Below are 14,988 nucleotides of genomic sequence, written 5' to 3'. Positions count from 1 at the left end.
GTACCAAAGGAGAGATTTTTATGGCTTCAGAAAATGCATTTGATATTGTATCTAAAGTAGATATGCAGGAATTGGCTAACGCAATCAAGCAAGCGGAGCGGGAGATTGAAACACGTTTCGATTTCAAAGGAAGCAAGAGCTCCATCGCACTTGAGAAAGAAGAGCTTGTTGTTGCCTCCGAGGACGATTACAAGCTTAAAAACGTGCTGGATATTTTGTTGTCCAAAATGGTCAAACGAGGCGTTCCGATCAAAAATTTGGATTATGGTAAAATCGAGGGCGCTTCCGGCAATACGGTTCGCCAGCGCATCAAGCTGAGACAGGGCATTGAGCAGGACGTGTCCAAAAAGATCAATATTCTGATCCGTGATTCTAAGCTTAAAGTGAAAAGCCTTATTCAAGGCGATCAAATAAGAGTTTCAGGAAAAAGTCTTGACGACTTGCAAGCCGTGATGAAGCTGCTTCGCGAAGCGGATCTTCCGGTAGAACTGCAATTTACCAATTATCGTTCATAATAACGAAGCTTCGTTTCTTCGGATATCGAGAAACGGGGCTTTTCGTTTGAAATATAGGAAAGTATATGATTTCGCTAACCTTTCTCTATATTTCTCGCAATGGAACGTGCCGCTCCGCCAGAGGACGGCGTCAGCCGTTTCTTCTTAATCGCAGATGAGGCTTTCGCCCTTTTTGACACGTGAATTTTCATGTATTATACTTGTTGAGACAGCTTCAAAGTAGGATCTGGGGGATACATAAATGAGAGAAAGCACGCAGGCCGACGCTCAAGACTGCAGGGCATTCGCCTCGTATTCAGAGCCGAAAGCTGATCATTTCCATGAACAACAGATTCGCGTAACGTACACCTATGAGTTAGATCGATCCGAGGAGGGAATAGCGTGAATCTGGCGAACCGCATAACGCTTGCCAGAATATTTTTGGTGCCGGTTATTATGTTTTTTCTGCTTATCAAAGTGGATTTGGGGTCGTTTACTATTTCAGACTTCTCCATTACATACAATCAAATCGCAGCGGCACTCATTTTTATTGTGGCGGCAAGTACGGACGGGCTGGACGGTTACATTGCCCGCAAGAACAAAATCGTAACCAATCTAGGCAAGCTGCTTGATCCTCTTGCAGATAAGTTGCTCGTTGCAGCCGTTCTTATTTCTCTCGTTGAAATGGATAAGCTGAACGCTCTGATAGCGATTGTGATCATCAGCCGCGAGTTTGCTGTGACGGGTCTTCGCCAAATCGCTCTTCTAGAAGGCTCTGTTATGGCTGCCAGTACTTGGGGCAAATGGAAGACGGCGATTCAAATCACGATGATTATCGCGTTATTGATCAACAACTTCCCATTCAATTTCATTGATTTTCCATTTGATGTTATTGCGAGCTGGGTGGCAGCGGCCATTACAGTCTACTCAGGCATCGATTATTTCTTGAAGAACAAGCATTTGATTCCGGTAGAATAAGGCCAAAGCATCTTTCCGTTTAAACGGAGGGATGCTTTTGCATATATGGCGATAATTCTACCTATAACGAAACATGGAGGAGATCTCAAATTATGAAAGCAGAAATTATAGCTGTCGGTACGGAGCTGCTGCTCGGTCAAATTGTGAATACGAATGCGCAGTTTTTATCTCAGAAGTTGGCAGGTCTAGGTGTAGATGTTTATTTCCAAACGGTGGTAGGCGACAATGCGAAGCGGCTCAGAGAAGCCATTGAGATTGGACGGAGCAGAGCCGATTTGCTTGTGTTTACTGGTGGGCTAGGCCCCACACAGGATGACCTTACTAAGGATGTGTTAGCGGAATACTTGGATCGCAAGCTTGTAATTCATGAGCCATCCATGGCTCAAATCGAGCAGATGTTCCAATCACGGGGCATCCATATGGTGGAGAGCAACCGTCGACAGGCATTGATGATCGAGGGTGGCGAGCCGCTTGAGAATACAACGGGCCTCGCGGTCGGTAACGGGCTGTCGGTTGACGGAACGCACTACTTACTGCTTCCCGGACCCCCGCGTGAAATGAAGCCGATGATGGACGGTGCGGGTGAATTGTGGCTGCGGACGATGCTCGGAGCTGCAGACCCGCTCTATTCACGAATTCTGAAGTTCGCTGGCATCGGAGAATCAAACTTGGAAGCAAAGCTGCTTGATCTCATTGACGGGCAGGTCGATCCAACTATCGCTCCTTATGCGAAGGAAGGCGAGGTTTCTATTCGGGTTTCCACCAAAGCAAGCTCGGCTATCGACGCGGATCTAAAAATTGACGAAACTGTTGCAAAAATTAAAGCCTTGGTAGGCGAGTTTCTTTATGCACAGGAAGACATTCCGCTTGAAGTAGAGATTGTACACCTTCTAAGGGCCTCAAACCGCAAGCTGGCGAGTGCAGAAAGCTGCAGCGGGGGTTTATTCGCCGAGCTCATTACAAACGTTCCAGGGAGCAGTGGAGAGTACGTAGGCGGGGTTGTCACTTACACGAATATAATGAAACATCATCTGCTCAGCATTCCGATGGTTCAGCTCGAAGGCGAAGGTTCTCCTGGTGCGATCAGCGACACGACTGCTGCATTAATGGCAGAGCGCGTCAGAGAGGTCGCAGGTGCAGACTTCGGTGTTTCCTTGACCGGTGTAGCTGGACCTGCTGAGTCAGAGGGCAAGCCGGTGGGACTTGTGTATGTCGGCATATCAGAGCGCGGGAGGGCAACTGAGGTATTTACGTTGAATCTGAGCGGTGGAAGAAGCATGATCAGGCTTCGGGCGGTGAAAGCGGCTCTGTATCGTTTATGGCAGGCGCTTCAAAGCAAATAATCATCCCTAATGAAGATTGACATATCTGATTCGTTTCTTACAGCAAATAATGTTTGTCAATTGTGGATGAGCCCGTTATAATAAAAGACAGTTACCGGAAGAACCGTGGCGAAGAATACTTTGCTGCGGTTTTTTTATGCCCATAACTAGGGAGGAAGCAAAAATACGAATGTATGTTCGAAAAAATGCTTGTCATCCCGAACGAAACAAGGTATCATAACATTATAAATAAAGAAGGATGTGAGTTTCTTGTCGGATCGTCGCGCTGCACTGGAAATGGCTTTGCGTCAAATTGAGAAACAATTTGGTAAAGGCTCCATCATGAAATTAGGAGAATCTACACACATGCAAGTTGAGACCGTTCCTAGCGGTTCACTTGCTCTTGATATTGCATTGGGAATAGGCGGCTTGCCGCGTGGACGTGTTATTGAAATATACGGACCGGAATCTTCCGGTAAAACAACAGTCGCGCTGCACGCGATTGCAGAAGTTCAACGGATTGGCGGACAAGCTGCCTTTATCGATGCGGAGCATGCGCTTGACCCGCTTTATGCGAGTAAGCTTGGTGTCAACATTGATGAGCTATTGCTGTCTCAGCCGGATACGGGTGAGCAGGCTTTGGAAATTGCTGAAGCACTTGTTCGCAGCGGCGCTGTTGACATCGTTGTTATCGACTCCGTTGCTGCACTCGTGCCTAAGGCAGAGATCGAAGGAGATATGGGTGATTCTCACGTAGGTCTGCAAGCTCGTTTAATGTCGCAAGCACTTCGTAAGCTATCAGGTGCGATTAGTAAATCGAAGACCATTGCGATCTTTATCAATCAGCTTCGTGAGAAGGTTGGCGTTATGTTCGGTAACCCTGAGACTACGCCAGGTGGTCGAGCTTTGAAGTTCTACTCGAGCGTGCGTCTTGACGTTCGCCGTATTGAGACATTGAAGCAAGGTAACGACATGGTAGGTAACCGGACTCGTATTAAGGTTGTTAAGAACAAAGTCGCACCTCCGTTCAAACAAGCAGAAATCGATATCATGTATGGCGAGGGTATCTCGAGAGAAGGAACTCTTGTGGATCTCGGCGTTGAGATGGATATCGTGCAGAAGAGCGGCGCATGGTTCTCTTATAACGGCGAGCGTCTTGGACAGGGCCGTGAGAATGCGAAGCAGTATTTGAAAGATCATAAGGATGTTGCCGAAGTAATTGAGAAGCAGATTCGCGATGCGAGCAATCTCTCGGCTACAGCTACTCAGGCTAATTTCAAAGCTGAGGAAGAGGATGACGAAGAGTTCGAAGATCTGGAATAAATCGAATTAACATTATACGTGCCCATGCTTCGCCGCCCCTGAAGGGGCGGCGAAGCTGTGTTTAGAGAGGAAGTACGGCGTGACTTCAACCATTGTCCACAATGAAGAAGAATGGATGATCTTGTCTGTTCGCCTTGATAAAAAGGAACGAAGATTGTACCATCTTTTTGCTGAAGCAGAGGAGCCGTTGCTGTCTGTTCATGAGGATATACTGATTCGCTTCCGGTTGACGAAGGGTCAGCTGTTGACGGAGGTCCAGATCGAAGAAATACGATCCGAAGACGAACGTTATCGTTCCTACGTGCTTGCAATAGGCTATCTGGGAGCTAAGCCGCGAACAAGAAAGCAGATCGAGCAATATTTGAGCCGCAAGCTGTTCGAGCATGACAACATTCAATATGCATTAGACCGTTTAGAAAGGGAGCATATTGTGGATGATGAACAATATGCACGCCAATTTGCCGCTGGACGGTTGAAGAACGGCTTAAAGGGCCGACGATTCATTAAGCAGGAGCTGCAGCAGCGAGGCGTGTCGAAAGAAGCCGCAGCGGAAGCAATCGATGCATTAGATGATGAAGCTGAATTAGCGTCTGCGAAGAAAGCTGCCGAGAAGAAATGGCGCTCCTTAAAAGGAGAGACATTCGAGAGAAAGCGCAAGCTTATGGGCTATTTAATGCGCAGAGGCTTTCCTGGCGATGTCGTGAAGAAAGCAATAAAGTGGATAGATGTAGATGGGGCAGAAGAAGCATTCGAGGAAGATGATGGGCTTTTGCTTGACAATTGATTTTACGAAAAGATAAAATGAGGTTGTATTCCTTCAGTATTGAATCAATTTTCCTTCCAAAAGTTGATTCAAAACGATTATTTTCGTCAAATTAGTAATTGTTGAAACGGTTTGAAGCCGGTTGAAAACCTAATATCATCCCAAGCAGTGCCTTGGTGTATGCAACAAGGAGGTGAACAAGATGCCTGAAGTCATTTGGATCTTGATCTGTCTCTTTGTTGGCGCAATTTTCTTTGGGATTGGTTTTTTTACTCGAAAGTCGATTGCCGAAGCCAAAATTTCCAGTGCTGAGCAAGCTGCTGTCGTCATCGTAGAAAATGCGAAGAAAGAAGCGGAAGCTCAGAAGAAGGAAACGGTGCTGGAGGCAAAAGATGAAGTCCACAAACTTCGTTCCGAAGCCGAGAGAGACATTCGCGAACGTCGCAACGAGGCTCAACGTCAGGAAAGACGTTTACTCCAAAAAGAGGAGTCGCTGGATAAAAAGTTAGAAGCGCTGGAACGCAAAGAAGAAACTGTAGCCAACAAAGAAAAACGGATCGAAGAAACGCAAGAGCAGATCGATTCCATTTACAAGCAGCAGCTTAGTGAATTGGAACGTATATCGAGTCTGACAACGGAAGACGCGAAATCGATCATTTTATCTAATGTTGAGCAGGAAGTCCGACATGAAACAGCACAAATGATTAAAGAGATCGAGCAGCAAGCGAAAGAAGAGGCCGATAAGAAAGCCCGTGATATTATTTCACTAGCTATTCAGCGCTGTGCGGCTGATCATGTGGCTGAGACGACGGTATCCGTCGTAACATTGCCTAATGAAGAGATGAAAGGCCGTATAATTGGGCGTGAAGGCCGTAATATCCGTGCTTTGGAAACATTGACTGGTATCGATCTTATCATCGACGATACACCGGAAGCGGTCATTTTATCTGGTTTCGACCCGATAAGACGCGAAATTGCCCGCACTTCTTTGGAAAAGCTTGTGGCTGACGGTCGTATCCATCCTGCCCGCATTGAAGAAATGGTTGAAAAATCTCGCAAAGAAGTGGACGAGCGTATCCGTGAATACGGTGAGCAGGCTACTTTCGAGGTTGGCGTTCATAGCTTGCACCCGGATTTAATCAAGATTTTGGGACGATTGAAGTATCGGACAAGTTATGGTCAGAACGTGTTGAAGCATTCTATGGAGGTCGCTTACTTAACTGGTTTGATGGCAGCAGAGCTTGGCCAAGATGTTACTTTGGCGAAGCGTGCAGGATTGCTGCATGATATCGGTAAAGCTTTGGATCACGAAGTGGAAGGCTCGCATGTCGAGATCGGCGTTGAACTTGCTAAGAAATACAAGGAGCATCCTGTCGTAATAAACAGTATTGCTTCTCATCACGGAGATACGGAAGCAACTTCCGTTATCGCGATGCTCGTAGGCGCGGCTGACGCATTGTCTGCTGCACGTCCTGGAGCACGACGTGAAACGCTAGAAACGTATATCAAACGACTGGAGAAGCTTGAAGATATCTCTGAATCGTTTGAAGGCGTGGAGAAATCGTACGCGATTCAAGCTGGCCGCGAAGTACGTGTTATGGTTCAGCCAGAGAAAATCGACGATACGGAAGCATTCCGCCTAGCACGTGATATTACGAAAAAAATCGAGAGCGAGCTTGATTATCCGGGACATATTAAGGTTACGGTCATTCGAGAAACACGCGCGGTTGAATATGCGAAGTAAGCAACAATAAAATATCGGCTTTTCAGAAAAGTGGCTGCTAGTTAGCCACTTTTCTGTTTGCAGGCGTACAAAAAAAGGAAGTGTATTCACATGAACGTATTATTTATCGGAGATATTGTAGGCAATGTAGGCAGAAGCGCTTTAAAGCGTGTGCTTCCGGCTCTTAAAAGCAAATATAATCCTCATATCATCATTGCTAACGGCGAGAATGCTGCTGCAGGACGCGGCATAACGGCAACTATAGCTAAGGAATTTTTCGAATGGGGCATCCATGGCATCACAATGGGCAACCATACGTGGGATAATAAAGATATTTTTGAATGGATAGACGATGAGCCTCGTATTGTTAGACCTGCCAACTATGCAGAAGGCGCGCCTGGACAAGGCATGGCCTTCATCAAAGCAGGCGGGAAGCAGCTGGCGATCATTAATCTGCAAGGCAGAACCTTCTTACCGCCGATCGATTGCCCCTTCCGCAAGGCGGATGAGTTAGTTGAAGCGGCTAGGGAAAAAACGAACAATATATTGGTCGATTTCCACGCAGAGGCAACGTCCGAGAAAATTGCGATGGGCTGGCATCTAGATGGCAGAGCTTCTATTGTGCTTGGAACACACACACATGTGCAGACGAATGATGATACGATTCTTCCTGGCGGAACTGCCTATATTACAGACGTTGGCATGGTAGGTCCTAAGGAAGGCGTGCTCGGCATGGAACGGAATGCTGTACTACATAAATTTATAACGCAGTTGCCGGTCCGCTTCGTAGTGGATGAAGGGAAATGGCATTTGCATGCTATTTCTGTACAAATTGACGATGCGACAGGAGAAGCACGCAAAATCGAAAAAATACGCTTAACTGAAGATGAATGGCTGCTAATGTAACGCTTTAAATCTTCGAAAAGTTCTGACAATTCAGAACAGTTTGTGAATAGACGGAATAAAAGCAGGAATTTTTTAATCTCCCTCGAATACTATTTAAAAGTGGAATCCATCCAACAGTCCAAGGGGAGGTTCTTTTTATGGATGTATTAAAAGTTTCAGCAAAATCCAATCCTAATTCCGTTGCAGGCGCTCTAGCTGGCGTTCTCCGCGAACGAGGCGGTGCGGAGCTGCAAGCCATTGGGGCTGGTGCGCTAAACCAAGCAATCAAAGCGGTTGCCATTGCTAGAGGATTTGTCGCTCCCAGTGGGGTGGATCTGATTTGTATTCCGGCTTTTACTGACATTGTTATTGACGGGGAGGACCGAACAGCAATCAAATTGATTGTTGAACCTCGGTAGCAAGTCCAAGCGGCGTTATAAGTAGCAAGCCAATTGGATCAAATGAAACGATTCGCCTGTTTACGACGTAGACAGGTTTTTTTGACGTATTGGAAAGTATACGAATTTGCTCATACTTTCTCTGTACGTTTCGCTGAAACGGTGGCGTCTACAGAAAGGATGCCATTAGGTGTTTCTTCTTACTGTGAGCCTAACGAATGGTGGTGCGACTATGAAAGTGGTTGATTTTCATTGTGATGTGCTCTGCAAGCTGTTGCTAGACGAGCATTTAACGTTTCAAGACAGCAAGCCGGGCAGCTTGGATGTAACATACGAGCGCTTGAAGGCGGCAGGGACGGTTTTGCAGACCTTTGCGATCTACATTCCCGAATCGTTAAATGGTCGTTTAGAGCCCATTCTAGAGAGCGTGGACCGCTTCCATCAACGAGTGCTGATATGCAAGGACATGATGTGGGTGCGAACAGCTGAAGATTTGGACTTATGCTTAAAAACAGGAAAAATAGGTGCATTGTTATCTCTTGAAGGTGTGGATGGGCTGCAAGGACAGCTGCCCATGCTTCGTATTTTGCATCAGTTGGGCATTCGTGCGGCCGGCATTACGTGGAATCATGCCAATTGGGCTGCAGATGGGGTGATGGAGCCTCGCGGCGGCGGATTAACAACGGCCGGAAGGCAGCTAGTAGCAGAATGTAATAAGCTTGATATGATTGTAGATGTATCCCATTTGTCAGAGCGCTCTTTCTGGGATGTCGCAGAGCTGTCGCAGAAGCCGTTTATTGCCTCGCATTCGAATGCGAGGGCGATCTGTGACCATCCTCGCAATTTAAACGATAGACAAATTGAAGCCATTATTAAGCAGAATGGCATGCTTGGCATTACGTATGTGCCTTGGTTTGTGACTCAAGCTGATCAAGTAGTCGTGGAGGATATGCTTAGGCATATCGAACATATGTGCGAACTGGGTGGTGAGGCTCACATTATGATGGGCTCGGACTTTGATGGCATAGACAAATATGTGAGCGGACTGACGCATCCTGGCGAGCTTGTCACATTACAAGAAGCGCTGCTGAGGCGTTACTCAGAAGAGCAAACCAAGAGGTTCATGTCTGGAAATGCGCTGCGATATCTGCGAAGTAATCTGCCTCCTGCCTAAAAATGGTTCATTCTGTTTGCGGTATCGTAACAATCGCAAACAACTATGTTTCAGTTAAACGTTTACAACTTGATTTTTGCGGGTATGCGCTTTAAAATTGTTGTGACTGCCATCATGTTTACGATATAATTACAAGATGATATTTTATAATTGCACGTTCTAGAAAAAGAGGAGTTGGGCATTTTGATTAGTCAATTGTCTTGGAAGATCGGGGGCCAGCAAGGAGAAGGGGTCGAGAGTACGGACCGAATCTTTTCCACGGCGCTTAATCGCTTGGGCTATTATTTATATGGGTATCGGCATTTCTCTTCACGGATCAAAGGTGGCCATACCAACAATAAAATTCGTATAAGCACGAAGCCAATTCGTGCTATTTCTGATGATCTGGACATTCTTGTTGCATTTGACCAGGAGAGCATTGACTTGAATGCGAAGGAGCTGCGTCTTGGCGGCGTAATCGTAGCCGATGCGAAATTCAAACCAACCATTCCAGAGGGTATAGATGCTAGATTGTTCGCGGTTCCGATTACAGCTATGGCTGAGGAGCTAGGTACATCCTTGATGAAGAATATGGTTGCTTCTGGGGCATCTTGGGCGCTGCTTGGGCTGCCGATTGAAGTGTTCAATAAAGCGGTTGAAGAAGAATTTGGCCGTAAAGGCGCAGCTATCGTAGAGAAGAATATAGAAGCAGTTAAACGTGGAGCTGAATTCGTGCTTGAGCAAGCAGGCGGTCCACTTGATGCGTTCAAGCTTGATGAGGCCGACGGACAGCAGAAGCTGTTCATGATTGGGAACGAAGCGATTGGACTAGGCTCGCTAGCGGCAGGCTGTCGTTTGATGGCTGCTTATCCGATCACGCCAGCTACCGAAATTATGGAGTACCTTACGAAGAAGCTTTCGAAATTCGGCGGAACAGTCGTTCAAACCGAGGATGAAATTGCAGCAGTAACGATGGCGATTGGCGCTAACTATGCAGGTGTTCGTACGATGACAGCTTCGGCGGGGCCCGGCTTATCCTTAATGATGGAAGCTATTGGTTTGGCAGGCATGACAGAAACACCGCTTGTCATCGTAAATACACAGCGGGGCGGCCCATCAACCGGTCTTCCTACAAAGCAAGAGCAATCCGATCTTAATGCTATGGTGTACGGCACGCATGGTGAAATTCCCAAAATCGTAATCGCTCCTGCATCTATCGAGGACTGCTTCTACGATACGATAGAAGCGTTCAACCTGGCTGAAGAATACCAGGTACCGGTTATTCTCATGACGGATCTACAGCTGTCACTAGGTAAGCAATCTTGTGAGCCGCTTGATTATAAGAAGATTGAAATTAAACGAGGCAAGCTGGTGGAGAATGTGCCAGCGCTTGAAGGACATGAACTTTTCAAACGGTATGAGCTTACGGAGGATGGCGTTTCACCTCGCGTATTGCCAGGCGAGAAGGGTGGACTTCACCATGTAACAGGTGTTGAGCATGACGAGACAGGACGCCCATCTGAGAATTCATTGAATCGCCTGAATATGATGGATAAACGGTTGAATAAACTGAATTACATGTATATTCGTGATGCGATTCGCATCGATGCTCCTCACGAGACGCCTGAGCTTCTCATAATCGGAATGGGCTCAACATGCGGTACTATAGATGAGGCTAGAAGCTTGCTTGCGGGAGATAGCGTGACGACGAATCATATTACGATTCGCCAAATTCACCCATTCCCAACGAAACCGCTCCTTCCTTATTTGCAAAGTGCCAAAAAAGTCATTGTCCTCGAAAACAATGCTACAGGACAACTGGCAGCACAAATTAAAATGAATGCTGGCTTCGCTGAAAAAATAGAGAGCCTGCTCAAGTACGATGGCAATCCATTCCTGCCTTCAGACATTCATAAAGCATGTAAGGAGTTGAGTCTAGATGGCAACGTTCAAAGAGTTTAGAAACAATGTGAAGCCTAACTGGTGCCCAGGCTGCGGAGACTTTTCCATACAAGCGGCTATTCAGCGTGCTGCTGCCAACGTAGGCTTGGAGCCTGAAAATTTGGCCGTTATCTCCGGTATCGGCTGTTCGGGCCGGATCTCTGGTTATATTAACGCTTATGGCTTCCACGGTATTCATGGACGGGTGCTGCCTATTGCGCAAGGCGTAAAGCTTGCTAACCGGGAGCTTACCGTCATCGCTTCAGGAGGCGACGGTGATGGCTTCGCAATCGGTATGGGGCATACGGTACACGCAATCCGCAGAAACTTGAACGTCACGTACATCGTAATGGACAATCAAATATACGGGCTGACTAAAGGTCAAACGTCACCGCGAAGCGCTGAAGGATTCAAAACAAAATCGACGCCTGAAGGCTCCATCGAGTCAACGCTGTCTCCGCTTGAAATTGCAATGTCGGCAGGTGCAACCTTTGTTGCCCAGTCGTTCTCCAGCGATTTGAAGCAATTGACAAGATTGATTGAAGAAGGCATCAACCATGAAGGTTTCTCATTAATCAACGTTTTCAGCCCATGCGTAACGTTCAACAAAATCAATACCTATGATTGGTTTAAAGAAAATATTATCAATCTGGAGCAATTCCCAGACTATGATCCTTCTGACCGTGTGAACGCGATGAATAAGATTATGGAAACGAATGGTTTGCTAACGGGTCTTATTTATCAGAATAAAACACGTAAATCTTATGAGAACCTCGTTACAGGCTTCAAGCAAGAGGGTCTATCCAAGCAAAACATTAAAATAACAGAAGAAGAATTCGACAAGCTTGTTGCCGAATTTAAATAAGTGTTATGATAAGCATACGGCTATGCAGCCGTATGCTTCTTCATTCATGCGAGGCATTCAATCAAATATATAGAGATAACAGGAGAGTGACATCATGGTACATAGAGAAGTTACAATAGGCGTATCGGCAAGGCACATTCATTTGTCCCAAGAGCATGTGGAGCTATTATTCGGGAAAGGCTACGAGCTGACAGCGATGAAGCCACTATCCCAGCCAGAACAATATGCCGCAAACGAAACAGTAGCTGTCGTTGGACCTAAGGGAAGTTTCGGTAAAGTTAGAATTCTAGGGCCGGCTCGCAAGCAGACACAGCTTGAAGTATCACGTACAGATGCTTTCGCATTGGGCGTTAACCCGCCAGTCAGAGAATCGGGAGACGTTAAAGGCTCAGCGGGAATTAAGCTTCAGGGACCTGCTGGAGAGGTTGAAATAGAAGAAGGTGTCATTGTTGCAGCTAGACATATCCATTTCCATACAAGCGATGCAGAGAAGTATGGCGTTGCCGACAAACAGCAGCTACGTGTACGTTTCGCAGGTGAGCGCGGCGTCGTGTTCGAGCAAGTGGTAGCACGCGTATCAGATCAATATGCACTGGACATGCATATTGATACAGATGAAGCGAATGCAGCAGGCGTCAAGAATGGGGACAAGGCTGAAATTATTGATTAATACAGTCCAACTATAGAAACAACAGCGATCGGAATAACCATTCACTCGGAGGACTTCAACCGAAAAATATGAGTTGAACTTATATATAAAGACAGCTTCCTTGTCGTCTATGACGATGCGGAAGCTGTCTTTTGTAATATAGACTAAGTAGTAGCTATTAATGGCCCATCATCATGGAAACCTCTGGTTTCTCATCTTTACTGGTGCCTTCGTGTTGCGTCGGTCTGCGAAGCAGCAAAGCTGTAAGAGCACCGACGATCGCAATAATGGCGAGAATGAAAAACGTGTCTCCATAGGAGGAATAAATAACATTCAGACCTGGGTTCGTCGCGTTATAATGTTCGACTCTGCTAGCTAGAATCGTGGACAGACCGGCAATTGCAAACGAAGTCATGACCTGCTGAGCAGCAGCTGTCAGCGAGGTAACACGGCTAACGAGCTCTCTAGGAGCGGACTGCATGATGTGCGTGTTAAGCGGCATCATCGACAAGCCCATACCTGCGCCAAGCATAGCAAGTGGAATCATAATGGTGATCAGTGACGTGTCGGAAGATATTTGACTCAATATAAAGCCGGCACCTGTAACAATGATCAGACCTGTGAGAACGACAGGACGTGCTCCGAAACGGTCAAACAGCTTACCGCCAATCGGCATGAAAATACCAGCTGCAAGAGCTTGTGGCAGCAAGATAAGACCTGTGTCGAAAGCCGAGTAACCTTTTGCAAGCTGTAAGAAGATCGGTGCTAGGAACAACGTTCCGAACAATGCAATCTGGACGATCCATTGTAGAATGATACCGCGAGTGAAGTTGCTGGATTTGAAAACCCGAAGTTCCAGCAGCGGTTCTTTGCGGTTAAGTTCAACAATAATGAAAATGATGAGCGCCACCGCACCTACAATCATACCGATTAATGCTTCTGGTGATGTCCAGCCGCTTCCAGTGCCGCCTTCGCCGCCGCCAGCAGAGCTTACACCGTAAGCTAGCATAGCAAATGCAAGCGGAGCAAAGAGCATGCCGAGGAAGTCCAGGGATGGTACGCGCTTGCGCTCAATATTCGGCAAAGTGCGAAGACCGATAATGACGGCAATAATGCCGATTGGAAGATTAATAATGAAAATCCAGTGCCAGGATACATAATCAACGAGGTAGCCTGCTACTACAGGACCAAGAGCGGGTGCGAGCAGCATCGGAATACCGATCATACCCATAACAGCACCTTGCTTGCCTGGAGGGCTCAGTCTAAACGTGAAGGCCATTGCAATTGGAGCGACCATTCCGCCGCCAAGACCTTGAATGATACGGAAGACGATAAGCTGTTCAGCTGTCGTTGCGAGTGCGCAAAGTGCTGAGCCTAGAGTAAACATAATAATGGAGAACAAGAATACTTGCTTGGCTCCAAAACGATCCGACATCCATCCTGCAAGCGGAATTACAGCGGCTTGCGCAAGCGCATAGCCCGTAATCGTCCATTGGACGATAGACATCGAGCTCTTGAAATCATCCATTAATCCTGGCATAGCAACATTCATTGCCGTACCATCCAAAATAACCATAAACATGCCGACGATAATAGCGATTAGCGGAGCGATAATATTGCGAATCGACATGGGATCGCCGGTAGGTGCTGCTTTCGATGAAGCAGAAGCCATTTCTTTTCCTCCTATCTAAATATAGGGGTCTATTCTTCCTATTGTTGACCTGTTGTAACAAATCAGGCTACAATAAATGATGACCGCATCTATGTGCGGACAATTGTCCGCACTTCTGAATAATAAAGACGAATTGGGCAATTGTCAACCGTTTCATTCGTAAATGCGGAAAAGGAGATAGGAACGATGACTGCACCAGAAAACGCCAGATCGAAACAAGCATTGAGTAAAGCCATACTGCATACGGCCAATCACTTGTTTGCGGAGCATGGAGTAGAATCGGTCAGCATGCATCAGATCGCAAAATCGGCAGGTATTGGACAAGGCACTCTCTATCGGCGCTATTCAAATAAAGGCGATTTGTGTATGGAACTGATGAAGGACAACTTTGATACGTTTATCGCCGAAATCGGACAATATTTGGAATCGGCTGCACAGCTTACTGTGCATGAACGCCTCTGTGGTGTAATGCGCAGAATCATAGCCTTTCTAGAGAAGAAGCTGCCATGGATTGGCGTCATGCAGTCCTTCAATAAGGTTGAGGAACAAAAGTCGGATTTTTTCCAATCGCCTCCCTATTTATACTTACATGGTGTGTTAAGTGAACTGTTTATTGAAGCTCTAGAGAAAAAAGAAGTGAATCATATTGATCCTTACTATGCGGCTCATTCCTTTATTTCCATCCAATCGCCGCATACAATCAAGCAGCTAAGAGTTGTAATGGGCTATTCTTGCGAAGAAATTCAGGATCGATTTTGTTTGACCTTTATTGACCCTTTATTCCGTTAACTGGTATAATACTGAATTGGACTATACAAGCAT

General features: G+C 46.4%; 15 protein-coding genes. 14 read left to right on the top strand and 1 reads right to left on the bottom strand.

All coding sequences use genetic code 11. The features are described from left to right. The first annotated feature begins 20 nt into the window (after window positions 1–20). The 13 genes from FGT79_RS04300 (at window position 21) to pduL (ending at window position 12,515) form a co-directional block, all read left to right on the top strand. Entirely contained in the window at window positions 21–515 is a 495-nt protein-coding gene (locus FGT79_RS04300) for a YajQ family cyclic di-GMP-binding protein (RefSeq protein WP_053375785.1), read from the top strand. A 241-nt stretch (window positions 516–756) separates the two neighbouring features. Beyond that, a complete protein-coding gene (locus FGT79_RS30940) occupies window positions 757–900 on the top strand; it encodes a hypothetical protein (RefSeq protein WP_171056072.1) in 144 nt (47 codons plus the stop codon). Beyond that, window positions 897–1,472: a CDP-diacylglycerol--glycerol-3-phosphate 3-phosphatidyltransferase gene (gene pgsA / locus FGT79_RS04295; protein WP_138751526.1), complete on the top strand. Its 576-nt coding sequence runs from the start codon at window positions 897–899 to the stop codon at window positions 1,470–1,472. The genes FGT79_RS30940 and pgsA overlap by 4 nt, the downstream gene beginning before the upstream one ends. A 92-nt stretch (window positions 1,473–1,564) precedes the next feature. After that, window positions 1,565–2,815, top strand: coding sequence for a competence/damage-inducible protein A (locus tag FGT79_RS04290; RefSeq protein WP_138751525.1), 1,251 nt, complete (start codon window positions 1,565–1,567; stop codon window positions 2,813–2,815). A gap of 249 nt (window positions 2,816–3,064) precedes the next feature. Then, window positions 3,065–4,117 (top strand): recombinase RecA, encoded by a 1,053-nt coding sequence (gene recA / locus FGT79_RS04285; RefSeq protein ID WP_138751524.1) that lies wholly within the window; start codon window positions 3,065–3,067, stop codon window positions 4,115–4,117. 79 nt (window positions 4,118–4,196) lie between these two features. Beyond that, complete coding sequence (locus tag FGT79_RS04280) at window positions 4,197–4,901, top strand: regulatory protein RecX (protein WP_246096147.1); 705 nt, start codon at window positions 4,197–4,199, stop codon at window positions 4,899–4,901. A gap of 181 nt (window positions 4,902–5,082) precedes the next feature. Continuing rightward, entirely contained in the window at window positions 5,083–6,624 is a 1,542-nt protein-coding gene (gene rny, locus FGT79_RS04275) for a ribonuclease Y (RefSeq protein WP_138751523.1), read from the top strand. A gap of 90 nt (window positions 6,625–6,714) precedes the next feature. Next, entirely contained in the window at window positions 6,715–7,509 is a 795-nt protein-coding gene (locus FGT79_RS04270; RefSeq protein WP_138751522.1) for a TIGR00282 family metallophosphoesterase, read from the top strand. Between the two features lie 137 nt (window positions 7,510–7,646). Then, window positions 7,647–7,907: a stage V sporulation protein S gene (locus FGT79_RS04265; protein WP_006036664.1), complete on the top strand. Its 261-nt coding sequence runs from the start codon at window positions 7,647–7,649 to the stop codon at window positions 7,905–7,907. Between the two features lie 211 nt (window positions 7,908–8,118). After that, a complete protein-coding gene (locus FGT79_RS04260) occupies window positions 8,119–9,060 on the top strand; it encodes a dipeptidase (RefSeq protein ID WP_138751521.1) in 942 nt (313 codons plus the stop codon). A 183-nt stretch (window positions 9,061–9,243) separates the two neighbouring features. Beyond that, window positions 9,244–11,001: a 2-oxoacid:acceptor oxidoreductase subunit alpha gene (locus FGT79_RS04255; RefSeq protein ID WP_138751520.1), complete on the top strand. Its 1,758-nt coding sequence runs from the start codon at window positions 9,244–9,246 to the stop codon at window positions 10,999–11,001. Next, on the top strand, window positions 10,979–11,845 hold the full coding sequence (locus tag FGT79_RS04250; protein ID WP_138751519.1) for a 2-oxoacid:ferredoxin oxidoreductase subunit beta: 867 nt from the start codon (window positions 10,979–10,981) through the stop codon (window positions 11,843–11,845). Before FGT79_RS04255 ends, FGT79_RS04250 begins: the two co-directional genes overlap by 23 nt. A 94-nt stretch (window positions 11,846–11,939) precedes the next feature. After that, window positions 11,940–12,515: a phosphate propanoyltransferase gene (gene pduL, locus FGT79_RS04245; RefSeq protein WP_138751518.1), complete on the top strand. Its 576-nt coding sequence runs from the start codon at window positions 11,940–11,942 to the stop codon at window positions 12,513–12,515. A 157-nt stretch (window positions 12,516–12,672) separates the two neighbouring features. Here pduL and FGT79_RS04240 read toward each other — a convergent pair whose 3' ends face one another. Beyond that, a complete protein-coding gene (locus FGT79_RS04240) occupies window positions 12,673–14,166 on the bottom strand; it encodes an MDR family MFS transporter (protein ID WP_138751517.1) in 1,494 nt (497 codons plus the stop codon). 186 nt (window positions 14,167–14,352) lie between these two features. On the opposite strand from FGT79_RS04240, the gene FGT79_RS04235 reads away from it, so the two are divergent. After that, on the top strand, window positions 14,353–14,955 hold the full coding sequence (locus FGT79_RS04235) for a TetR/AcrR family transcriptional regulator (protein WP_138751516.1): 603 nt from the start codon (window positions 14,353–14,355) through the stop codon (window positions 14,953–14,955). The last annotated feature ends 33 nt before the right edge of the window (window positions 14,956–14,988 follow it).

The sequence above is a fragment of the Paenibacillus sinopodophylli genome, from assembly GCF_005930355.1.
Taxonomy (GTDB): Bacteria; Bacillota; Bacilli; order Paenibacillales; family Paenibacillaceae; genus Pristimantibacillus; species Pristimantibacillus sinopodophylli.
The sequence above is the reverse complement of the archived record's forward strand: the minus strand, read 5'-3'. Positions and strand labels throughout refer to the sequence as shown.